20 protein-coding genes and 1 tRNA gene are annotated in these 23621 nt (G+C 39.0%); 8 read left to right on the forward strand and 13 right to left on the reverse strand.

The annotated features are described in order from the left end of the window. Positions 1-4 precede the first annotated feature (4 nt). From HUU81_RS05930 to HUU81_RS05940, 3 genes are all read left to right on the forward strand, one after another. Positions 5-1219 (forward strand): 4-phosphoerythronate dehydrogenase, encoded by a 1215-nt coding sequence (locus tag HUU81_RS05930; protein ID WP_199611343.1) that lies wholly within the window; start codon positions 5-7, stop codon positions 1217-1219. A 12-nt stretch (positions 1220-1231) separates the two neighbouring features. Continuing rightward, positions 1232-2251: an aspartate-semialdehyde dehydrogenase gene (locus HUU81_RS05935; protein ID WP_199611344.1), complete on the forward strand. Its 1020-nt coding sequence runs from the start codon at positions 1232-1234 to the stop codon at positions 2249-2251. 253 nt (positions 2252-2504) lie between these two features. Beyond that, a complete protein-coding gene (locus tag HUU81_RS05940; protein WP_199611345.1) occupies positions 2505-8003 on the forward strand; it encodes a FimV/HubP family polar landmark protein in 5499 nt (1832 codons plus the stop codon). Between the two features lie 67 nt (positions 8004-8070). Here the strand turns inward: HUU81_RS05940 and HUU81_RS05945 are convergent, their stop codons facing one another. Beyond that, positions 8071-8580: a VC2046/SO_2500 family protein gene (locus HUU81_RS05945; RefSeq protein WP_199611346.1), complete on the reverse strand. Its 510-nt coding sequence runs from the start codon at positions 8578-8580 to the stop codon at positions 8071-8073. A gap of 113 nt (positions 8581-8693) precedes the next feature. On the opposite strand from HUU81_RS05945, the gene HUU81_RS05950 reads away from it, so the two are divergent. Together HUU81_RS05950 and HUU81_RS05955 are read left to right on the forward strand one after the other, a co-directional pair. Then, positions 8694-8778: transfer RNA gene (locus HUU81_RS05950), tRNA-Tyr, on the forward strand. 146 nt (positions 8779-8924) lie between these two features. Further along, complete coding sequence (locus HUU81_RS05955) at positions 8925-10598, forward strand: response regulator (protein WP_199611347.1); 1674 nt, start codon at positions 8925-8927, stop codon at positions 10596-10598. A gap of 1 nt (position 10599) precedes the next feature. On the opposite strand, the gene HUU81_RS05960 is transcribed toward HUU81_RS05955, so the two are convergent. From HUU81_RS05960 to HUU81_RS06010, 11 genes are all read right to left on the reverse strand, one after another. Continuing rightward, the gene (locus HUU81_RS05960) at positions 10600-11031 is read right to left on the reverse strand and encodes a hypothetical protein (protein WP_199611348.1); all 432 of its coding nucleotides are present in this window, start codon (positions 11029-11031) and stop codon (positions 10600-10602) included. Between the two features lie 59 nt (positions 11032-11090). After that, entirely contained in the window at positions 11091-12503 is a 1413-nt protein-coding gene (locus tag HUU81_RS05965) for an ATP-binding protein (protein WP_199611349.1), read from the reverse strand. A 36-nt stretch (positions 12504-12539) separates the two neighbouring features. Further along, positions 12540-13214, reverse strand: a complete 675-nt coding sequence (locus tag HUU81_RS05970; RefSeq protein WP_199611350.1) for a response regulator transcription factor — start codon at positions 13212-13214, stop codon at positions 12540-12542. A gap of 16 nt (positions 13215-13230) precedes the next feature. After that, positions 13231-13476 (reverse strand): hypothetical protein, encoded by a 246-nt coding sequence (locus HUU81_RS05975; protein WP_199611351.1) that lies wholly within the window; start codon positions 13474-13476, stop codon positions 13231-13233. Positions 13477-13541: 65 nt separating this feature from the next. Continuing rightward, positions 13542-14150 (reverse strand): glycine zipper 2TM domain-containing protein, encoded by a 609-nt coding sequence (locus tag HUU81_RS05980; protein ID WP_199611352.1) that lies wholly within the window; start codon positions 14148-14150, stop codon positions 13542-13544. Positions 14151-14266: 116 nt separating this feature from the next. Continuing rightward, a complete protein-coding gene (locus tag HUU81_RS05985; RefSeq protein ID WP_199611353.1) occupies positions 14267-14755 on the reverse strand; it encodes a hypothetical protein in 489 nt (162 codons plus the stop codon). Positions 14756-14908: 153 nt separating this feature from the next. Beyond that, positions 14909-15208, reverse strand: coding sequence for a YciI family protein (locus tag HUU81_RS05990; protein WP_199611354.1), 300 nt, complete (start codon positions 15206-15208; stop codon positions 14909-14911). Between the two features lie 18 nt (positions 15209-15226). After that, positions 15227-16129, reverse strand: coding sequence for an esterase/lipase family protein (locus HUU81_RS05995; protein ID WP_199611355.1), 903 nt, complete (start codon positions 16127-16129; stop codon positions 15227-15229). Positions 16130-16508: 379 nt separating this feature from the next. Then, positions 16509-17276 (reverse strand): hypothetical protein, encoded by a 768-nt coding sequence (locus tag HUU81_RS06000; protein WP_199611356.1) that lies wholly within the window; start codon positions 17274-17276, stop codon positions 16509-16511. A 99-nt stretch (positions 17277-17375) separates the two neighbouring features. Next, on the reverse strand, positions 17376-18083 hold the full coding sequence (locus HUU81_RS06005) for a sensor histidine kinase (RefSeq protein ID WP_199611357.1): 708 nt from the start codon (positions 18081-18083) through the stop codon (positions 17376-17378). Beyond that, positions 18076-19698, reverse strand: coding sequence for a response regulator (locus tag HUU81_RS06010; RefSeq protein ID WP_199611358.1), 1623 nt, complete (start codon positions 19696-19698; stop codon positions 18076-18078). Before HUU81_RS06010 ends, HUU81_RS06005 begins: the two co-directional genes overlap by 8 nt. A gap of 324 nt (positions 19699-20022) precedes the next feature. Between HUU81_RS06010 and cysB the strand changes: the two genes are divergently transcribed. Together cysB and HUU81_RS06020 are read left to right on the forward strand one after the other, a co-directional pair. Next, positions 20023-21000 (forward strand): HTH-type transcriptional regulator CysB, encoded by a 978-nt coding sequence (gene cysB, locus HUU81_RS06015; RefSeq protein ID WP_199611359.1) that lies wholly within the window; start codon positions 20023-20025, stop codon positions 20998-21000. Between the two features lie 46 nt (positions 21001-21046). After that, a complete protein-coding gene (locus tag HUU81_RS06020) occupies positions 21047-21607 on the forward strand; it encodes a thioredoxin family protein (RefSeq protein WP_199611360.1) in 561 nt (186 codons plus the stop codon). A 1-nt stretch (position 21608) separates the two neighbouring features. Here the strand turns inward: HUU81_RS06020 and HUU81_RS06025 are convergent, their stop codons facing one another. Continuing rightward, positions 21609-22055, reverse strand: a complete 447-nt coding sequence (locus HUU81_RS06025; protein ID WP_199611361.1) for a helix-turn-helix domain-containing protein — start codon at positions 22053-22055, stop codon at positions 21609-21611. A 95-nt stretch (positions 22056-22150) separates the two neighbouring features. Between HUU81_RS06025 and HUU81_RS06030 the strand changes: the two genes are divergently transcribed. Then, entirely contained in the window at positions 22151-23593 is a 1443-nt protein-coding gene (locus HUU81_RS06030; protein ID WP_199611362.1) for an MFS transporter, read from the forward strand. The last annotated feature ends 28 nt before the right edge of the window (positions 23594-23621 follow it).

Consider the following 23621-nt stretch of genomic DNA (forward strand, 5'->3'; position numbering starts at 1 on the left):
AGAAATGAACATTTTTTATGATGAAAACATGCCTTATGTGGAAGCGTTTTTTTCTGAACTTGGGCAATTAACTGCGTTTAATGGGCGCACAGTTACCGCAGAGCAAGTTAAGGATGCAGATATATTGTTAGTAAGATCCATCACCAAAGTTGATGAAGCCTTACTTAGCTTAAACAAAAAGATTAAGTTTGTTGGCACTGCGACAATTGGTGTAGATCATATTGACCAACCTTACTTACAGTCTAGAAATATTACTTTTACCAACGCACCTGGCTGTAACGCGATGGGGGTTGCGGATTATGTAATCAGTAGTTTGTTGGTGTTGTGCAATAAATACCAACGTAATCTGTATAATCTTACAGTGGGTATTGTTGGGTTAGGAAATATTGGTAGTCGATTAAAGACCAAGCTTGACGCGTTGGGTATTCGAACGCTGGTGTGTGATCCATTTAAGCAGCGAACTGACACTAAAAAGCCAAGTACTAATCAAACAAACGATACCATTGGTGATATTAGCAATGTTAACTATGTTAGCTACGAAAAGTTGTTAGCTGAATCGGATGTTGTGACTTTCCATGTACCATTAACAAAAAGCGGTGACCATCCAACATATCACTTATTAGACTCTGATAGGCTTTTACAACTTAAACGTGACGCGATGATAATTAATGCTTCTCGTGGTGAAGTGATTGATAATAAAGCGCTATTGAATGCCAGAAAAAAAGGAATGCTTGGGGGGCTAGTGCTAGATGTATGGGAAAATGAGCCTAATATTTTAGAGGCATTAATTCCACATACTGATATTGCCACCGCACATATTGCTGGGTATAGCTTAGAAGGAAAAACTCGCGGCACAGAATATCTGTACCAAGCTGTATGTAATACACTGAACGTGAAAATTAAAAAAGCGTTAAAAGAATTTCTTCCTTCTGACTTTTTTAATACTATAACGCTTAATGGTTCAGGAACAACAGTGTTAAGCCAAACCGGCTTAGAAAAAATACTCGATCAGTCGCAGTTAACTCGTTTAGTGCATAGTGTGTACGATGTTAGACGAGACGATAATTTGTTCCGATTTTATATTAATGGCGAAGGGTTTGATTGGTTACGCAAAAACTATCCTGTTCGCAGAGAGTTTAGTGCTACAAATATTGCTGTTGAACCTAACAATAAATTACTTATAAACCAATTAATGCAATTGGGTTTTTCACAAAATTAATAGGAGAAATGAATGTCACGACTATTTGATGTGGCGGTATTGGGAGCCACTGGCTTGGTAGGGCAAACGATAATCGAGTTATTAGCGGAGCGAAAGTTTCCTATTAACAAATTATACCCTCTGGCAAGTAGTCGTTCTGCAGGTGAAACCGTATTTTTTAATGGTGAAGAAATAGAAGTCATCGACGCAGAAACATTTGAATGGACCAATGCACATTTTGGCTTTTTTTCGGCAGGCGGAGATGTCTCAGCTAAGTTTGCCCCGATTGCCGCTGAAGCGGGATGTATTGTTATAGATAACACGTCACATTACCGATATGAGCCAGATATCCCACTTGTTGTGCCTGAAGTAAATCCACAAGCATTGGCAGACTTTAGAAATCGTAACATTATTGCTAATCCAAACTGCTCTACCATTCAAATGATGGTGGCGTTAAAACCGATTCATGACCTAGCGGGGATTAACCGCATTAATGTTTCTACGTATCAATCAGTATCTGGTGCGGGCAAAAAAGCGATGGATGAGTTGGCAAAACAAACGGCTAGCTTAATGAACGCACGTCCACTAGAGACAAGTGCCTTTAGTAAACAAATTGCCTTTAACTGTATTCCTCAAATTGATGCATTCCAAGACAATGGCTACACCAAAGAAGAAATGAAAATGGTGTGGGAAACACAAAAAATACTGGCTGATGATACTATTTTAGTAAACGCCACCGCCGTTAGAGTGCCTGTGTTCTATGGTCATGGAGAAGCCATTCATTTAGAAACTAACATGCCTATTGATTTAGATAGTATTAAATCAGCGCTACATAGTGCGCCAGGTATAACATTGATTGAAGACGAGCAAGATTTTCCGACGCAGGTAACAGATGCTAGTGGAAATGATGATGTGTATGTTGGTCGTTTACGCCACGATATTACTCATCCAAATGGCATAAATTTATGGGTTGTATCAGACAATGTGAGAAAGGGCGCAGCAACGAATGCTATTCAAATTGCTGAGCTGTTAATTGACGAGCACATGTTATAGCAATTGGCATGGTTAAATGATTTTTAAAAGTCGATTTTTATAACTTCATACAATTCATGTATATATCTAAGCCGTGTTGCTCAAGTGACACGGCTACCTGCCGATACAATTAATATCTCATAGTGAGATTGCGTAAAATAATGCAAACCAATTCATACCATAATGGTAAATAAAGTCTAAAATTGGAATACGGCTTGCAAGACAATGCTTTTTTTCAAATAATAACTATAACATGGGATTCTTAGGATAGCTGATGCGCCGTTTTTTGCTGTTGTTGAGCATAGTTACAATTACTCTTTTTGCTAATACTTTTGACACTAATGCGTTAGAAGGAACACGGCTCAAAGGGCCTAAAGGTGTTGACTACGGTGAGCAAGGCCGTATTTACGGGCCAATTAAGTCGTCAGATACCTTGTGGCATATCGCGCAAAAAGTTAGGCCAGAAGCAAGTGTAAGCCTTTACCAAGTAATGGTTGCTTTATATCAGAAAAATCCCGGCGCCTTTCTTGATAAAAACTTAAACCACATGTCTGACGGTAGTTACCTTTCCATCCCTACCATTCAAGAAATTAAAAATATTGATCCTACCGACGCCTTAATGCGTTCACAGTCAGACGACGATTTATGGGCTAGAAAGCTGCGCGGAGAAGATATATCAGGCAGTGTTTCAGAGGCTGAAAGAAAGCTAAGCAATGCAAAGCAAGTTGATATTGAGCAAGCTAAAACTGAGCTTTCAGACAAATTAGAAAAGTTACAATCTGAGCAAACAGAGCAACTCGAATCTCTTAAAAGTGAATTTAGCAGTTCGTATTCAACGGTAAAAGATGTATTAGAAGAAAATGCGCAGCTAAAAGAAAAACTAAATATCATTAACGAAGAAATTACCCTCCTAAAAGATGCATTAAGTAAAGATGAGCAAGCAACGGCTCAACTGTTAGAAATGCAGTCGCAAATCCTTGCACAAACAAAAGAAGATTTAGAAATAACCAAAGCAGAAGCAGATAAAGGGTTTAACTTTGCCGATACAGGGAAAAGTATTGCCGAAAGCACGGTTTTTTGGGTCTTAGTGGGGACGATCCCGGCTCTTGCAATTCTTGGCTTTATTATTATGAAGTTAAGAAATAAAAAAGAAGAAGAGGAAGAGATCGTTCTTGAACCTCAAGCAAAACAAAGTGCCGATATGTACGAACCTGAGGATGAACTGTCCTTAGATGAAGAGCTAAGTTTAGATGAGCCAGATGAATTGTCACTGGATGATGATGAAGGGCTAAATTTAGAAGAAGAGGATGATGCATTAGAAGAGTTTGGTGACGATCTTCTTGACGATGGCACAGACTTACCAGATGACGATGCTATCCAAATTGACGGTGACGAGTTAGAAGAACCAGATGATATTCTTTATGAAGAAGACGCTTCAGCTGACGATGAACTTTTACATGATGAAGTAGAAGTTGAAGAAGAAGTGCCTGATATTGAAGCTGAAGAAACTGAGGACAGTGAAGAATTAGTGCCAGAGCATGATGGCATGCTTGATCAAAGCGAGTTAGACGATCTGTTATCAGTAGATGAAGAGTTATCCAAACTAGATGAAGCAGATGAAGATGAGAATTTATCAAATGATGATTTAGATGAACTTCTTAATCAAGAAATTGATGAAACAGATTTAGACTTGGATGATGAAGCTTTTGCCGCTGAGCTTGATATGGATTCAGAGAATATAGACGTTGATGACATAGTCGCGGAAGCGTCTGGAGAAGACAGCGATATAGTAGACGGTGATGTTGCAGCGGATGATGAAGATGCTACGGAAGAAGTAGATATTGATCAGCTATTAGATGAAACACAATCCGACGAGCAGCCAGCTGACCAAGCCGCAGATGAGTCGGTTGAAGCAGACGATGATTTTGATGTAGATGATTTATTAGCTGATGTAGCAGCTAGTGAAGAAACGGAAGATGGCTTAGAAGAAGTCGAGCTAGACTTACCTGAAGGTTCGGAGCCAGATGCAGATAATCAACTTGAAGTTGAGGCATCTAATATCGCTACCAGCGATGAAGAAATGGCAATCGATGATGTTGATGCAATTATGGACGAATTGGCAGATCATGATATCGACACTTCTGATGATACAGCTGACTTGGAAGAAAGCTCGAAAGAAGGTGAACTCGATGAAAGTGATGAATTAGATGATATTGACGCTTTGCTTGAAGAAACGGCTGATAACAATCAACTAGAAGAAGATGTGCAAGAAGATGAAATCCAAGAATTGTCCGATATTGAGAGTGAAGCGGCTGATATTCTAGATACTGATATTGACCAGGTTCTATCAGAAAATGATGAAGAGGTTGAAGAGTTAGATGAAGAGGCAATCTTCGATGAAACTGATGGTGTTGAAAATGAAAATCTAGATTTTGAAGATTTGATTGATGCTGATGAGTTGGATGCTCAATCAACTTCAGAAGATGATATAGAGATAGATGAAGCTGAAAATAGTGAAGCACAAACTGATACTCATGACGATGAAGAAGCCAAAGTTGAAGAAAGCAATGAGTTACAGGAATCGGAAAATATAGCGAGCTTAGAAAATGAACAGGTAACAGATGTAGATATCATTTCTGAGCAAGATGAACAAACTCAAGCATCGCAGTCAGAGCTAACCGATAGTACTGAAGAACCTGCAAGTAATGAAGTAAAAGAGCAAGTCGCTCATGAAAAAGACTTACTTGATGAAGACGTGACGGAAGAGCCAGAGCTTGAAAATACAAGTCAAGTGAGCGCTGATGAAACAATTGGTAAGGATGAGCTGCAAGATCTGGACTTAGGTGAGGAAGCCGAAGGTGGAGCAGAGTCTGAAGAAGCTGAAGCGCAAGAGGCACAAACAAGTGAGTCAGTGACTGATGCTGAAACGCCTGACGAACTTCCTGTTGAAGATTTAGAGAAAGAGACAACAGAAGAATTAAGCGAGCTTTTAGATGAGACTTCAGAAGGTGATGTGGAGCCTGAAGACGCTGAATCACAAGACTTAACGCTAGAAGATCCTACCCAAGAAGAGTCTGAACAAGAAGAGCTTGTACAAGAAGAACTCGCGCCAGAAGATTCTGAACAAGAGTTAGCGCTTGATGAAGCGTTAGAAGCAGAAGCGCAAACGAGTGAGCCGCTAGTTGATGATGAAATACCAGATGAATTTTCTATTGAAGAATTAGAAGAAGAGCCAGCAGAAGAGTTAACCGAGTTTTTAGATGAGACTACAGAAGGTGATGCGGAGTTAGAAGAAGCTGAATCACAAGACTTAACGTTAGAAGAGCCTACCCAAGAAGAGTCTGAACAAGAAGAGCTTGTACAAGAAGAACTCGCGCCAGAAGATTCTGAACAAGAGTTAGCGCTTGATGAAGCGTTAGAAGCAGAAGCGCAAACGAGTGAGTCGCTAGTTGATGATGAAATACCAGATGAATTTTCTATTGAAGAATTAGAAGAAGAGCCAGCAGAAGAGTTAACCGAGTTTTTAGATGAGACTACAGAAGGTGATGCGGAGTTAGAAGAAGCTGAATCACAAGACTTAACGTTAGAAGAGCCTACCCAAGAAGAGTCTGAACAAGAAGAGCTTGTACAAGAAGAACTCACGCCAGAAGATTCTGAACAAGAGTTAGCGCTTGATGAAGCGTTAGAAGCAGAAGCGCAAACGAGCGAGCCGCTAGTTGATGATGAATTTTCTGCTGAAGATTTAGAGGAAGAGACAGCAGAAGAGCTAGCCGAGCTTTTCGATGAGACTGCAGAAAGTGATGCGGAGCCTGAAGAAGCTGAATCACAAGACTTAACGCTTGAAGATCCTACCCAAGAAGAACTTGAACAAGAAGACTTTGAAATAGAAGAGCAGGCTCAAGAACAAGAGTTAGCGCTTGATGAAGCACCAGAGTCAGCAGAAGCACAAACAAGTGAGCCGCTTGCTGATGATGAAATGCCTGACGAACTTCCTGTTGAAGAATTTCCGGAAGAACCTACAGAAGAGTTAACAGAGCTATTAGAAGAGACCGCAGAAAGTGATGCGGAGTTAGAAGAAGCTGAAGCGCAAGACCTAACATTAGAAGAGCAGGCTCAAGAACAAGAGTTAGCGCTTGAGGATCCTGCCCAAGAAGAGCCTGAACAAGAAGAGTTTGTGCAAGACGACTCTGAACAAGAAGACTTTGAAATAGAAGGGCAGCCTCAAGAACAAGAGTTAGCGCTTGATGAAGCACCAGAGTCAGCAGAAGCACAAACAAGTGAGCCGCTTGCTGATGATGAAATGCCTGACGAACTTCCTGTTGAAGAATTTCCGGAAGAGCCTACAGAAGAGTTAACAGAGCTTTTAGATGAGACCACAGAAAGTGATGCGGAGCCTGAAGAAGCTGAATCACAAGACTTAATGCTTGAAGATCCTGCCCAAGAAGAGCCTGAACAAGAAGAGTTTGAAATAGAAGGGCAGGCTCAAGAACAAGAGTTAGCGCTTGATGAAGCGTTAGAAGCAGAAGCACAAACAAGTGAGCCGCTTGCTGATGATGAAATGCTTGGCGAACTTCCTGTTGAAGAATTTCCGGAAGAGCCTACAGAAGAGTTAACAGAGCTTTTAGATGAGGCCACAGAAAGTGATGCGGAGCCTGAAGAAGCTGAATCACAAGACTTAACGTTAGAGGACGATGAGCTTCCTGAACTTGAATTGGATGAACCTGAACAAGAAGTAGATTTATTAGGGGCAGAAACGTTAGACACGACAGATACGCCTGAGGAAGATGCCTTTACGGATTCAGCGGTATCGCTTGATTCGCCTGATGAAGACATTGAAGTTTCAGAAGCGGATATTAGAGTAGAGCACCCGAGTGCAGAGCTAGATGAATATCCAGAGCTCACTATTGATGAAAATGAAGTGCTTGAAGATGAACCTCATGAGCAACAAGCTGAACTTAATACAGAAGATCCTATATTAGAAACAGATGATGCCGATGAAGATGAGCTCGACTTAGCGTCTCTGTTGAATGAAGATGATTATCAAGAGTTTGAAATAACAGAAGACATTGATGCAGAGCTGGATGCTGATTTAAACGAAGAGCTAAATACTGAGCCTGAGCAAGCTACAGAAGATGAGAGTGTTGCAGGGATAAGTGATGTTGAAAGCGATGACGAGTTACCAGTAGATTTAAACGCACTGCTAGATGAGACAGTTTCTGATGAAGATGTTTTAACAGATTTACCTGAAAGTGACGAAGCCCAAGAGTTAGACGAGCTTGAACATGTAGATTTTGATGCTCTTTTATCTGAAATTGATTCTGATAGTCAGGATGCCAATGAGCCTGCCATAGATCCAGATATTGAATTAGACGTTAATATTGCAGATGAGAACATTGAAGATATTGAGCCTTTAGTTGATGAATTTGAATTACAGGAAGAGCAAAACTCTAGCTCGGTAGAAGAGCCTTATGTGGATATTGCATCGTTATTGGATGAGTCTGATGAAGCTGAAGAAGAGCTTGAACCCTACGATAGTGTGGAGATTGAAGTCGGATTAGATGAGTTTGACGACTTAATTTCTAAAGAAGAGCCGCTGGATGTAGATACGGTTGATGGCGGTGCAGGGGCAAAACTAGATTTAGCACGCGCTTATATTGAAATTGGCGACTATGAAAATGCTGAAAGCATGTTGAATGATTTAGCTGAAGAGGACTTATCAGATGCTATGCAGTCTGAAGTTCAGGATTTATTATCTACCACTAAACAAAGCTAATAAAGCTAATCAGAATGGCTGTTTAGCTCAAAGCTAACATTATTTATAACAACTTTAATTACAGGGGCTAGGCTGTCATTGAAAGCGCAGCCTGTGCTTTTGGAATAATTTCGTAGAGCCCCGTTTCATCAAGAATGGCAGTTTCTTGCAGACTTGACAACCCAGAGACAAGTTTTTTACGCACACTAAGCTCACAGTTATTAATTACGTCACTATCGATTTTGTTTGGGTTATCTTTTAAAGCAAGTGGAAGAGGGTGAACTGCCATAAACAGTTTCGCTGAGGATAAACCATCCTTTAAAAAGCTATTAGATACTTCATTGAATAGCGCAATATCAGACTCTGCTGTAGAGAAATCTCTTGCGGGCGCTACACCAAACTGCTTCCGCAGCTTATCTTCTGTTAACGTGTTATCTTCAATGTCGTCATGTGGCAAAGAGAAAACAGCTTGATCTAATACATCTTGAGAAAGCATTGATAGCAATAATCCAAAATCTTCTCTTCGCGCTTCATTGATTGAGCGATTGAGTTTATTTCCTAATTGCTTTTCATTGACTAATATTTCAGCTAACTGCACAAATAGCGACCTCTTTGCGTGTGGTAAGTCTATTTATCGGCAAAATAATTAAAATAGTTAGTATTTTCTCTTTACTCGACGAAACTTTTTGGTATTATGCCTCCCGTCGCTTTGGAGGGGTTCCCGAGTGGCCAAAGGGATCAGACTGTAAATCTGACGGCTCCGCCTTCGCAGGTTCGAATCCTGCCCCCTCCACCATTCTTTCGACGTTCTCTGTTTTATTCGTTGTTTAAATTCATATTTTACTTTAATTCACTATCGCTTATTTATTTACCATACAAACACTTTAATGTTACGTTATATTAAATAAGTCCATTGGCGTTACTGAATAAAGGCGAGCGTTTTTGCTAATTAAAGGTTCAACAAACTTTGTTGATTATAAAGATAAAGAAATATTAATCGTTGATGATCAGCGCCCATTTCAATTTATGCTAAAAGGTATTTTGCATAATTTAGGTGCTAAATCGTCAGAGTTCGCTACTACCGGTGAAGCTGCACTATTGAAGTGTAGAAAAACACAGTACGATATTTTATTTGTTGATTATAATCTAGGTACTGGAAAAAGTGGTCGTCAGTTACTTGAAGATCTTAAGCAGCAAAAACTACTAAAAGCCGACAGTGTGTTTATTATTGTTTCTGGAGAAAGTTCTCGTCCTATGGTGATGGGGGCAGTTGAACGACAGCCAGACGATTATTTGATTAAGCCCTTCTCACAAAACGTTTTAAAATCCCGCGTTGAAAAAGTTTATAAGAAAAAGCAATCTCTTAAGCCTATCTACCAAGCATTAATGGATGAAGATTATGAGGTAGTTATTGAGGAGTGCAAAAAGGCAATTGTTGACTTTCCTCGATACCGACAGTTTTGTAGCAAGCTGCTTGCTGAGGTTTATTGCAAAGTGGGCCGATACGATGAAGTAGAGTCTTTGTTAAACGATGAGCTTGTATTTAAACGGGTTACTTGGGCTTTAATTGGACTAGCAGAAGCTTACTTATTACAGCATAAATACAAAGACGCTGTTGAACTTGCTGAAGAAGCGCTTAGCCAAAATAGCTTTTTGGTTGAAGCTTACGACATACAAGCAAAAGCTTATTTAGCAATAAACTTACCTGCCAAAGCCCTAAAAGCCATTAAGCATGCAATTGAGCTTTCTCCTTATTCGACAGAGCGACAATCATCGCTTTATGAAATCGCAAAAGACAATGAAGATTATGCTTTGGCGATGTCTGCTTGTGGCAGTATTTTTGAAATGGCAAAGCGGTCAGTTAATTATGGCTCTAATGACTTAATGAGCTATGTAAGAAAAATTATTAATGCTTCTGAACACAGTGAATCTCAAAAAGAGCAATTACAATATCAAAAAGAGGCGATTCATACGTTACAGCGCAATAAACGTGATGAGTTTTTGTTTAAGAACTTTGACTACGGAATGTTTGAGTCCATGTGTATGGCGAGAATAGATGGGATTAGCGGCAAGCACTTTATGGCAAAGAAAAAATATTCAACAGCTGTAGAAGAGTATAAAGAAAAGCATGAAGAAGAGCCTATTGATACTATTCCAGATGCTATTTTATTAATGATGGACATAGGCGAATACGAGCAAGCTAATTTGTTATTACAGGAGCTACAAGAGCAGCACAGCGAAGTTTCTGACGAATTAACTAACCTTATTGAAGAAGCGCAGCAAAAGTCTGCTTTAAACTTTGAGCAATTTACAGCAGAAAATAAAGCGGGAATAGAGCAATATAAGAACAAAGAGTATAAAACCGCGATTGAACATTTTGAAAACGCTTTAAAATTTGCTCCAATGAATACTGGTAGTGCGCTTAACTTAATTCAAGCCTGTTTACAGCTTTTGAATGATGAGAAAGAGATTAATCAGGCGCTTATCGACAAAGCAAAGCAAACATTTAAAGTGGTTGATGGTATGAACCTCCCTAAAGCACATAGTGCTCGCCATAAAGCACTACGGGAGGAATTTGATAGTATTTTGAATAATGAAGAGGCACGAAAAAAATAAGCTACTTCAGTAAGTTTGAAAAATATTTTAAATTATCAATTCGTTGCTCAATCATTTTAATTTCGCACTTTTTATAAAATAGCGCCCCTACTTGGGTGTTTGGCAATTGCAACAAGTACTGCCACCCGCAACTTTCTTTTACCATTTTGTCGTAAAATATTTTTTCCTTCTTCGCTTTTGCTAAAGCGTCTTTTCGTCCTTTGTTGCGTGCAATTTCTTCTAATCCCACAGTCAGGCTGTTTTCCCAAGACTCTTGAATGCGCTGTAAGGATGCAATATGTTGATCCAAACATTGGAGCTGTGAGGTAATGGGATCTTTTTTCAAACATGCATCTACTTTGTTTTGTGCTGCCGTTACAGTGCTAGATAAAAACACGTACAACAACATAAATGAGAAAACAGTAGGCTTTACAGCGTTGAAAGATATAGACATTATTTTCCTATTAAACTAGTGGTTAAATTATTTATAATTAATTTAAATAAATATACAGGCTAACTTGCAATTACTTTCTGCGTAGGGAGCACAATTGAAAATTTAGCACCGCCTAGGTGACTTTGATTAACATCAATAGTGCCGTGATAGTCGTATACTAAATCGCTAACTATTGCTAAGCCTACACCATGTCCTTGACTGTAATTATCTAAGCGGGTACCACGCTCAAATAATTGTGATAGATCACTTTGTTTTAAGCCACAACCATCATCTTCTATAGTTAATAATAGATAGTCAGGTTGGTTCTGTGCAGTGATCACAATATTTTTCTTTGCGGCTTTGCAGGCATTATCTAGTAAATTTCCCATTATCTCCATAAAGTCAGTGTCATCTCCAGCAAAGCTGGTTTGCTGTTCAGATTTAACTTCAATACGTAATTGCTTGTCACGATAAATCTTATTCATTGCATTGGTTAACTGCGCTAGCAGAGGGGCGATACTGATGTGCTTTTTCCAAATGGTACTTGAGCCTGTACTCACTCGCTTTAATTGATGCTCAATGGTGTTATTGATACGGTCTAATTGTTCTTTCAATTCATGTTGCTGTGCTAAGGGAGATGTATTAAGTATCGCTAAGGGCGTTTTGAGTGCGTGGGTTAAATCGCTCAGCGCTTTGCTATAGCGTTGCTTTTGTTTATCTTGGTTGTTAAGTAGCAAATTAAGATCGGTAACTAGGCTAGTTAACTCTTTAGGAAAATTGTCATCAATTTGTGTTTTATTCCCTTTTTCAATTTCTTTAATTGCGGCATCTAAGCGTTGAACTGGGCGTAAAAACCACCAAAAACCTAATGAAAGTGAAATAATGATGATAAATGTGGCGGTGAACAATCCCATGAAGAGGGTGGTGCGGTAGCTTTTATGCTGCTCGTCGATTAGCGCATTATCGTGCAAAATATACACATTGATAGGAATGGCTTTATTATTCGATTCAAATTTAAGTGGCATGATGGCCGTTAAATAATTATCTTTCTTGTGTGAACTCGTTGCCCAATTGATTTTTCCATAATCTGCGGTAACAGCATTATGTTCTATTCCCTGCTGCTTGCCTTTAAACTCGCTGCGTTGCGAATTTGAAAATAGCAGCGTACTAATGGTACTTTTTGAGAAGTGAATTGCGGACAGTGATTGCCACAGCATCCTTTTATCACTCGTCACTACTGCTAAAATACCAGACTTTTCTTGTTCGAAAACAGGAGGCAATAAGCCGTCTTGAACAAATGCGTCACCGTTGCTTACCTCAATTTCAGCGATAATGTTATATAAGAATGCTTCTATTTTTTGTTGGGTGGTTGTCTGTAAAGAACGGTAATGTGCTTGATCAAGCACCAGCGCAATTAAAGGAATAATAATCAAAGCGATTGCGATGGCTAGGGTAATAAACCGAGTTCTTAGTGCTAGCGCAGTAATTTGCATTTTATTCTTTAATGTCTAGTAATTAATTGTAGTGGCTTAAGCGTGTTCACTAAACTGATAGCCGCGTCCGCGCCTTGTTTTGATAGGGTTGTAACCGTCCCCTAGATTTAGCTTCTTTCTTAATCGCATAATGAAGACTTCAATGACATTACTATCGAGATCAAAATCCTGATCATAAATATGCTCGGTTAATTCCGTTTTTGTAATGACTTTATCGTCATTCAGAATTAAATACTCTAGAACTTTATATTCATGGCCCGTTAAGTCAATTTCTTGGCTGTTAATCATAATTGTTTGGCTGCGTGTATTGATGGTCAGTGGGCCTTTTTCAATTTCTGGAGATGAATCACCAGATGCTCTACGAATTAACGCATTACACCTTGCAAGAAGTTCTTCAGAATGAAAGGGTTTGGTTAAGTAGTCATCTGCGCCTGCGTCTAATCCCGCAACTTTTTCTTGCCACTTATCTCGGGCGGTAAGGATAATAATTGGCGTAGTAATATTATTTTTACGAGCTTTTTTAATAAGTTCGATGCCGTCAATTTTTGGTAAGCCTAAATCGACAATAGCTAAGTCGTACGGGTATTCAACAATTTGAAATAATCCTGCATCACCGTCTGCTGCATCATCAACACTATAACCTTCTTGTTGTAGAGTGTTTTTTAATGGCTCACGTATCTGATCTTCATCTTCTACAATTAATATACGCATACTGTTTCTCAACCTACTACTGTTTTTTTACTCGGCCGTTGGGCGTAACAACTAAAGTAGTGACAACCCCTTTTTTGGTAAGCATTCGTACTTTAAAGTTTTGATTTACTTTTTCTACTTTCAACACTTTACCTTGTACTTGCTTTTTAACCACCCGCACAGCGTCTTGCTTGCTTTTAACCACATTACTATTGTTAGCGAAGGTGTTATGCGGGATTAGAAGAACAATACTTATGATTAATGCTACAAGTAATAAACGCATCGACTATTCCTAATAAACAGATGTATTCGCTAGTGTAATTCGTAATGCTGATAATTAAAACTCGATTATTCGGCCACCGAAATATTTAATGCTATTTTTAGCTTTTTTCCGGGGTGTGAATCTGTATAAGTCTGTAGTGTTTGTCCTTTGTATCGGTAGGTAACATGATAACCCTTAAGTTTACGCTCAACGTGGTTTGTTACTTCGGTTATTTCGCAGTGCTCACGATACTCAACGTGATGATGGTGGCGGCGTTTACTACTCCCTTCGGCATCATGCGCGATGGATGCACCTAAAATGGCACCTGCCACTGTGCCTACACGCTTATTAGACTTATTATGCCCAATGGCATTACCAATAGCGCCACCTATTATGGCGCCGAAGATTTCTGGAGTGGCAGAATCTTTTCGCTTATGGTGGACTGTTACTGGCTCAACCCAGCAGTTTTTTACAGGAGTAGAGTGGTGAATAGTTTTAAAAACGGGCTCAGCACTTAGCACGGTAGCGTAGTCGTAAAGAGTCCCTGAGTTGTGGTGTAGAGCACTTTCTTCTATTGCAGAATAGTACTCGTTGTTAGACTGACTTTTTTCTAACTCTGCTGCATACGTTGGCTGCGCCACTAATTGTGAAGCGGTCAAAATACATAGGCCAGATAATAATGTTAATGCTTTCACAATGGTCTTCCTCTATTAACCTTTGTAATAAGCATAATGGACATTAGCTGAACATAATCTGAACCTAGCTTACTTTGTTACTTAACTCGACAAATTCAAAAGTATGCCTGATGCACTTAGCAAGCAATTAAATGCTCTTTTTGGTTCTCTTTATAATACAAGTGAAGCTTAATAGACTCGTCTGCACCTGCAGAATAGAAGTCGCCTACACTGTTATTACACCACTTTTTAGTACGAGCAAGTAATTTAGTTGCTTTCTTCTCGTAAGAGTCCAGTGAAAGTTTTACGTAAACGTGGGTAGTGTTGTCTGAAGTGCGTACCGCACCTTTATAATTCCACTCCTCCACGCGTTTAATGTCATCTAATACTTTTGATAAAGACGCTTCAATACTTGCATCCATACTAGACGGAACCGTGTCGAAGGTATAAGAAGCAGGCGTTATGTACGCTTTGCCCGTTATCAGTACAGAAATGGTTAAGACAGCAACGGTAACTAATGCCGCTGTCTTAGATAGTCCAGCCATTTTTGAAAACTGAGCGACTTTACTTTGCTTAGCAGATAAATCGAGGGGGGCTTTATCTGTGGTATTGTTTAGAGCATTCATACGTTTTTCCTCATGACACATAAGATTATAAGTATGCTTTTATGCACATTAAATCTAATTTATATACTGTTAACGGTCGTGGTTAAAAACCCTTTAGTAACCACGTCCAGAATGCCATTTAACAACACACACTTGTGTAAAGTTTTTAATCCATCAAGGTAGAACCTTTTTAAATGGCTTTACAATTGTTGATTTATATACACCGCCAGTAATGTAAGGATCGCAGTCTGCCCACGTTTGGGCGTCCGATAAACTATCGAACTCAGCCACTACTAGCGAGCCTGTAAATCCATTATTTCCGGGGTCGGTGCTATCTATTGCAGGTAACGGACCTGCAATTAACAGTCGTCCTTGGTTTTTAAGTTCTGTTAGCCTAACAATGTGTAGGTCACGCACTTGTTGTCTTAATTCAAGGCTATTTTCAACGTCTTCAGAACAAATCATGTACCACATTTACTACTACCTATCTTGTTATTTAATTGCATATTGCCCTTCCTTTGGTGAAGAAATAAGTTGATTGATCTTTCTCGCCCGCAATGTATCTAATATAAATTGGTGAATATGTGGCTCAGTTAGCATGCCTATATGGCTTAGGGACTCTACAGTGATGTTACTAGCATTAGGTAAGTGAGCATTTGGATATGGATATACAATGAGATCGTGTTGCGAAGCAAGGGTGGTAACATTTGTATGGGGAGCAAGCTCGTGAAGCGTAGGAAGCGCTTTTAAAAATGGACTATCAACATGAAAAAGAGATTTCATCCATGTAAGGAAGTAATTGTTTACTAATTGAGTACCGGAGTGTGGAGAGCCTAGTGTAATGATGCTATCTATGTGATTAGCGTAGTCAGGTTTATGTTTTAATAGTAAACGAGTCATGAGGCCTCCCATCGAGTGGGCGACTATATTTAGTTTTTGTTCAGGGTGAGCGCGTAAGATGTTATCGATTTGCGCGGATAAACGCTGAATATAATTATCAAGGTTAACGTAAGGTAAGCCCATGTCTACCGCATAAGTGGTACAGTCATTTTCTTCCAAAAATTTTCGCATTCCCCAAAAACATGTACCATCTGCATGAAATCCATGTATACATAAAATAACGGGAGGTGCTTTCAGTTGGCGTGCATTTTTTACAATAAGACAGGAATTAGCTAATGGCTGATGTGTGTATTTATTTTTACTTAATGCCCACCAGACAAGTGAGGCTAGCCCTTTAATGATTTGAATGGCGAAAGCAAATAACTGCGATTTAGAAAGTGAAGAGAAGGGGATGTTTTTTGCAGCATAAATATTTTTTATTTTTATATATGCAAACGCGATTGCACAGCCATAAGCTAAGCAAACTAAAAATAAAAAAATGAGCAATACTTGCATTCTTGAAGAACCCTCAGTGCAATAGTGCAATTCGCATACTGTCCATGATGAACACCAATTCATGATGTGAATCAACAACACCACCAGCCATTTAGTTCTTCTAGAACAATTATTATGCTGAGGTACAATGCACTTAAGTCGTATTTCAGCGCATCTAAGTTTAACTGCTATTGATTTCTATGCATTAGCCTTACTCCCAGTTAAAGAATAGACAAAAAATTCACATTTTGCATACATTTGTCGGGAGTATTAGGCTTAAAACTTAAGTTTTCAGGCAACTATATGAATATTAAAAAAATAAAGTTTAAACAAGCAAAGTGATTTGAAGGCTGTTAAAGTGAGCATGTTAATGAATACCTATCAACACGCTCTAGCACCATTACCACTTTTTCTTTGGCGCGAATAGTTCGTCTAGTTCATCATGTTCTGCTTCAGCGCGTTTTTTACGGTCTTCCGCATTAGCAGATTTTAATTCGCCAACAATTTCTTCTAATTGTTGTGAAATATAAGCTCTTCTTTTAGTGGTGTATTCATCAGCAAACGATTGTGCGTCCATCGTTGCTAATGCCTTTTCAAAATATTGACGAGCAGAACCAAGCATATTACTTTTCTTCGCCATAAGCCCGCGTTTAATTTGGCTTTCAACATTAATGCGAAGTTGTAGTTTTTCTAAGTTTTTATCTTCTACCATGAATAACTGTGTATCTAGTACACCTTTGGCATTTTCGGTGCGCAGAATTGCTCTTAATTTTTTAATGCCTTGTAACATAGCAACTAGCTGCTTATCGTTATCAGGTAATTTAACTGAATCACTTGATTCGTTCGCGCCTGCGGCAGGTGCACTCTCAGCACGAGCCTTAGCATCACCTAAACGCTTTTTTATTTCTTTAGCCTCGGGTTGTAATTCGCTCATTGTTTTTAAGGCTTCAAAAATACGTTTATGCAAAATTTTAATTAAATTACCAGACATCGGGATATTGGCGCCGTTCATTAGCACATTTTCCGTTTCTTCAATGACTGTTTTTAACTTAGCAGTTTCTTGCCTACGTTGTCGTTCACGCTTTTGTTTGTTTTGTTGTACTGCGTTTACAAAAATTCCAATAATTACAAGCGCAACTATTAAAACGACAATGATAGAAATGACCATGTAAATTCCTACACAAGATGACCTAAATACTACGGTGTTCTAACATACTACCTAATTTTTTAGAAATAAGGTAGCGTCATGTTTTACAAACAAAAACCGTTAGGGCAGGGTTAATGTAAAAGTACTGCCTCCTAACTCACCTCCATTGGTTAATGCAATTTCACCACATTTACCTTTATTAGTATGCGCACTAGCTATCATTCTTGCAAAAAATAAGCCCAATCCTGTTCTACCAGCGTTTAAATTAATATCCTGCATTGGCATTTCGGTTATTTCTAGCATTGACTGCGGGTAGCCGTCACCATCATCTTCAATGGTTAAGACGAGTTGATTATTTTTTTCATGTGCCGAGACTTTTATTTTGGTTTTAGTGTAACGCAGTGCATTTACAATAATATCATTAAGTAGGTTAGCGATAAGGCTGCCATCCATGTACCAAGCTAAATCAGGTTGAACGTTTAGTTCAATAGATAAATCCCGATTTTCGATATAAAAACGATTGGTTTCGATGACCTCATCACAAATGTCATCCAAGTAATGCTCTTCAATCATAAGCGGAAGTTGATTTTTTTCTGCGCGATATAAAGACAATAGCTGTAGTAGATTGGTGTTAAGGCGAGAGGCTTCGTAATGAATTTTAGCGAGTTCGTTAGACTCTTTTTCATTTTTATTCGCAGTGTCTCCGCTAAGTTGGTCAATTGACTGGATAAGCATGCATAATGAGTTCTTCATGTCATGCACCGCCGATGCCAGCACGGTCGAAAAGTCGATGGTGCTGTTATGATCTGGACGAAGATCCTCATTCATTGCTATTTTCCTCGGTTAATTGTTGAGCTGAAAGTTTAATGCGAATATTTTTTAATAGTGATTGAAAGTGCTCAAATCGATGGTCTGAGGCATTCAACGTACGGCATGAATTAACGGCCATTGTTAAGAGCGGCTCAAATTCCTTATCTATCACTTCTTTAGTTAGCAATTTATACATGGCTTGCATTAAGTTAAGGGCGATGTTGACGTTGTTCTGTGAATTCAAAAATGCTGATTTAAACGCCAAATAGGCTGCCTCAAAGTTTTTAGCTTGGAAATACTCCATGCCTTTCGCATTTTCGCTGTTTGCTTTAATTGGCTCGTCTTGCGTTATAAATTGAGTGTGCGGCTCATAAATATTTCGGTATAAATTTTCGATATGTGTATTATCGCTAGCATGCTTATAAGCAAATTTTATTTCATCAAGTAAATAGCTGTGAGGCTTGTCGGGTAAGTCATGTATTTTGACAACGACATCTGAAAGTAAGGCGTTAGACTTTTCTTTTTGGCTAGTCAAAAGTTGCATCAATCCTGTATGAATGTCCATAGCTAATTGTAGCTGGATATCTTTTGGGTTATGCCGATGTGTGACTTTGGTGTGATTACTTAACTCATGAAGCACTCTGCGAGTAGTTACGCCTTTGTTGCCAATAAATAGTAGCGTTTGAATTTGCGCATATCTTACATAATCAAGCGGTGTTTGTTTTGTGGTGTTTCTACTTAGCCTAATTGCTTGCCGATAAGCTTTTTGGGCAATCGGTAATTTATGAAATGCCAAAGCCAATTCACCCAATGCTCTTAACCTATTTGGTGCATTAGGGCTTAGTTCTACGGCGTCTGTAAGGGTGTGAAATGCGGCTTCGTTTTGTCCTGTAGCTTTCTCGCACTCGGCTTTTAAATCATACGCTTCAATTGAGAATTTATTGCGTTCAAGTAACTCTTCTAATATATGAATTGCTTCAATATATTGATGTTGATGAATCAAGCATCGCGAATACCCTAATTGGGCCCATGCTTGCGTTCCTTTTAATAGTGCTGTTTGGTAGATGCTGATGGCACTATCTACTTGATTTAGCTTTAGAAGGCAGTCCGCATGAATTTTATTGCAAGCATTGGCAAGTCTTACATGTTTGGCTGCAACTTGCTCGCAATGCGCAGCAGCTAACGCAAACTTTTCAGCATTTAGAGCTTTATTAATTGGTTCAAGCAGCTTTTTCTTTGAATAGGCCTTATCTAGTCGCGCTTTAAGGGTAGATTTGGTGAACGGTTTTACTAAATAGTCATCAGGCTTAAAATCAATGGCACCTGTAACTAAACTGACCGTTGATTCACCAGTTAAAATAAGAAATAGGGTGTGGGGTTGAAGCAGGCCACGATAGTTTAATTCTTCGTAAACTTGCAGACCGCTAATGCCTTCGCCCAAATTAAAGTCACAAAACACCACGTCATGATTTGCTTGCGCGTATAACTCAATCGCTTCTTCGCCAGTTGAGCAAGTTTCAATTTGTTTAATACCAATGCTTTCTAACATTTGTTTAATGGCGACTCTAAAATCGGCGAAGTCGTCAATAATTAGAAAGTGTTTGTCGATATAGCGGTTTAGCGCACTAGGCATGTCGTCATAAATTTTGTTTAGTTAACTTGAAGTTTAAGCTATTTTTTTAAAATATCACTGTTTATCCTACGCTTGCAAATATCATCGTTTAGGGCGGTGCTATCTTTCAGGTTTGAATGTAATACTTGGGGTAAATATTCTTGCGCGAAAGCAATCAGCATTACGGTAAAACTCAGTCGATTACCGCAAATATTCAACGAAAGTGGCAAGCATAGACATTTATTAGATTAAATAATGTGCATATTAAAAATTTTATGGAATAAATGCCGAGAAAAGTATATAAATTAGTAATATGTAATCAAAGAATAGCTAGCGCATTATAAAATGAAATTACAACAGCTTAGATACATCGTTGAAGTGCTCAATCATAATTTAAATGTTTCGGCTACTGCAGAGAGTTTATACACTTCACAACCGGGGATCAGTAAACAAGTTCGAATGCTTGAAGACGAGCTAGGTGTGCAAGTATTTGGGCGAAGTGGTAAGCATTTAACGCACGTAACGTCAGCTGGTAAAGATATTATTGATATCGCGCAGCAAATTCTGTCGAAAGTTGAAAGCATAAAAGCAGTCGCCAAAGAACATACGTTGCCTGATCAGGGTAAGTTAAATATTGCGACTACTCATACTCAAGCCCGCTATGCATTGCCAGATGTCATTAAAGGGTTCATGGATAAATTCCCAAAAGTATCCCTACACATGCACCAAGGTACACCACAGCAAATTAGTGATGCCGCTGCAAGAGGCGATGCCGACTTTGCTATCGCTACTGAAGCGTTACATTTATACAGCGATTTAGTGATGTTGCCTTGCTACCATTGGAACCGAAGCATCATTGTTAATGCCGACCATCCTTTGGCTCAAAAAGGTAACGATATTACGATTGAAGACGTAGCTCAGTACTCGTTAGTCACTTATGTGTTTGGTTTTACAGGTCGCTCAGAGTTAGATAAGGCGTTTTTAGATAAAGGGCTTGAACCAAAAATTGTGTTTACTGCGACAGATGCTGACGTGATTAAAACCTATGTGCGCATGGGGCTGGGGGTTGGTGTTGTTGCGTCCATGGCGGTTGATGACATTGTTGATAAAGATCTTGTGTCAATTGATGCAAGCCATTTATTTAAAGCGAGCACCACTAAAATAGGTTTTAGAAAAGGCTCGTTTTTGCGTAGTTATATGTTTGACTTTATTGTGCGATTTGCTCCACATTTAACACGCGATGTAGTTGAAAAAGCAACACTGCTGCGTAACCAAGATGACATTGATGAAATGTTTAAGTCGTTCGATTTACCAGTTAGGTAATAACGAAAATTCAGTGAAACTCTCTAAAATTAAGAAGTGATGTAACGTGATTTATCCTTTTGAAGCCCTAACAAAAATACAAATATCTCTATTGGCGTTGGTGTTACTTTTTGCAAGTGCCAATGTACAAGCACATGAGTTAACCTCTTCTAAAAAGGCTGGCACAACATCCTCTATGTTAATTGGGGAGGTTTCGAGCGAAAAGTTGCTTAGCGACTACCCTAAGTTCCAACATCATTATGATTCGTATGAAGTTTCTGAAAGTGATATTGCGTGGTTGAAAAAAATTGAGAAGAAAATTTCAATTATTGTGCTATTTGGTGCATGGTGCCATGACAGTCAGCGAGAAGTACCACGATTTATAAAGATATTAGAACAGCATCCTAACCCGTTAATTGATGTTCAATATGTTGCGGTTAATTACAAAAAGCAAGATGAACAAGGGGTAGCGAAAAAACACAAGTTAAAATATACGCCAACGTTTGTAGTGTTAGAGGATGACGTTGAAATAGGCCGTATTGTTGAGCAACCTGAATCATCATTAGCGCAAGATTTATTTGTTATCACCAATAATGATGCTCAGGAAAAGTTACTTAGCGCAATGTAAGTTACTTGGCGCTTTTATTTAAATGTCTTCTTTTATCTTCAAGTAGTTGTGCTTTTGCTGCCTTGGTGACAAGTGCTTGAAACTTAGGGCATGTCAGTTGGTTTTCTTCAGGGCAGTTAGCAACGTGGCGCAGCCCGTCACGCATGGCCGATAATTGTTGAATTTTTCTTTCTAAATGCTCTGCCTTTGTAAGAAGCTGATCTCTGTTAATGGTTGGCGTGCCATTGGGTGAAAACATGCCAGCAATCTCATCTAAAGCAAACCCCGCATATCGAGCAAGTGATATTAATGACAGTTGCTCAATAACACTCGATTTAAACACTCTGGTAATGCCTTTTCTGCCTATTGATGAAATTAGCCCTTTCTCTTCGTAAAAGCGCAGTGTGGGCGTCGGAATGCCACATTGAATTGAGACCTCTCTGATGGTTAATTCGGTTTTATTATTCATATCACTACCTTCTTTTAGTTCTTACTTGACCTAAAGTTAACTTGAGGTTTTATCATAGCTATCCAGTAAACTATTTTCCATAGAGAAAAATAACTGTGATAGAAAAGTCAAACAATACCCCAGCATTACGTCAGCCTATTTCTTCAAGTGTTGGTATCACCGTAGTGCTAGCCATGACGGTATTTATTACGTCACTTGCGATTAGTAGCGTGAACATTATCTTACCTAGATTAGTGGGAGCGTTAGGTTCAAATTTTGAAGACGTTCAATGGGTAACAATTGCCTATATGCTTTCTTTAACTCCTACTTTAATAATTACTGGTCAGTTAAGTGATACGCTCGGTCGTAAGCCACTGTTTTTATTAGGGCTCATCATATTCACTCTTTCTGCGGGAATGTGTGGGTTGATAGATAATTTAGGGTTGCTAATTACAGTAAGAGCAATACAAGGGGTGGGTGGTGCAATCTTAATTACCCTTACGTTGGCAATTATTAGTGATGTTTTTCCTAAGCGTAACGTTGCCGCAGTTATCGGGTTAACAGGAAGTATGTCTGCCTTAGGTACTGCTCTTGGGCCTGTTATCAGCGGCATACTTGCCGACTTAATTAACTGGCAGAGCGTTTTTTTAATAAAAGCGTTTTTAGGTGGTGTCACCTTCCTGATAGCTTACAAGTACTTACCTGACATACCTAATCCACACCGTGCGCAAACCAAAAAGAAATTTTCTGTTGATTACCTAGGTATTGTCTTACTTTTTTTATCCATTGTTATTTACACCTTTAGCCTTAAAGAGGCAGTGCATATTGTTAGTGCGAAAAGCGTCGGTTTATTCTTTGTTTCGATGTTGTTCTTGTGGCTTTTTATTCATGCGGAAAAGCAGGCCCAATCTCCGTTGATCAATTTTACTTTGTTTAGTAACGGTGAACGTGTAACCAGCCTATTTAGTAATTTAATGGTATCGACGGTGGCGATGACTTCGATGGTTATCGGACCGTTTTATTTATCAATTGCACTACAGCTTAGTTTGGTTCACATAGGCTTTGTGATTGCCGTTAGTCCTTGTGCGGTTGCGATAACATCATCAATAGTTGGACGTTTTGCCACTGTTGATAAATTAACAGACATCATTTTAACGGGTCTATTTATTATGGTGCTTGGCACATTCTGCATGACGCAGTTAACTGTGGAGCATGGTTTAGTGGGTTATATGGCTTGCACGGTTGTTATATCAATTGGTTATGCCATTTTTTTATCTGCGAATAACACATTTACGATGATTAATGCGCCTGCGAATTCTCGCGGTAGCGTATCAGGCATATTAAACCTATCAAGAATGCTTGGCTTACTCACCGGCGCTTCGCTAATGAGTTCAATTTTTGCCAGCAACTCTGGCATGACAAGTACTTCAGTGACTCATTCTCAACTGATAGAGGCCGGGTTGCATTCAGCTTACTACTTAGCATGTTTGTTATTGGTAGTCGCAATATTGGCTCAAATAACTGCACGTATAACAACACCTATAACAACAAGACATTAATTCACAATGATAAACGTATAGAGGGAAA

It is taken from the genome of Flocculibacter collagenilyticus, assembly GCF_016469335.1.
Taxonomy (GTDB): Bacteria; Pseudomonadota; Gammaproteobacteria; order Enterobacterales; family Alteromonadaceae; genus Flocculibacter; species Flocculibacter collagenilyticus.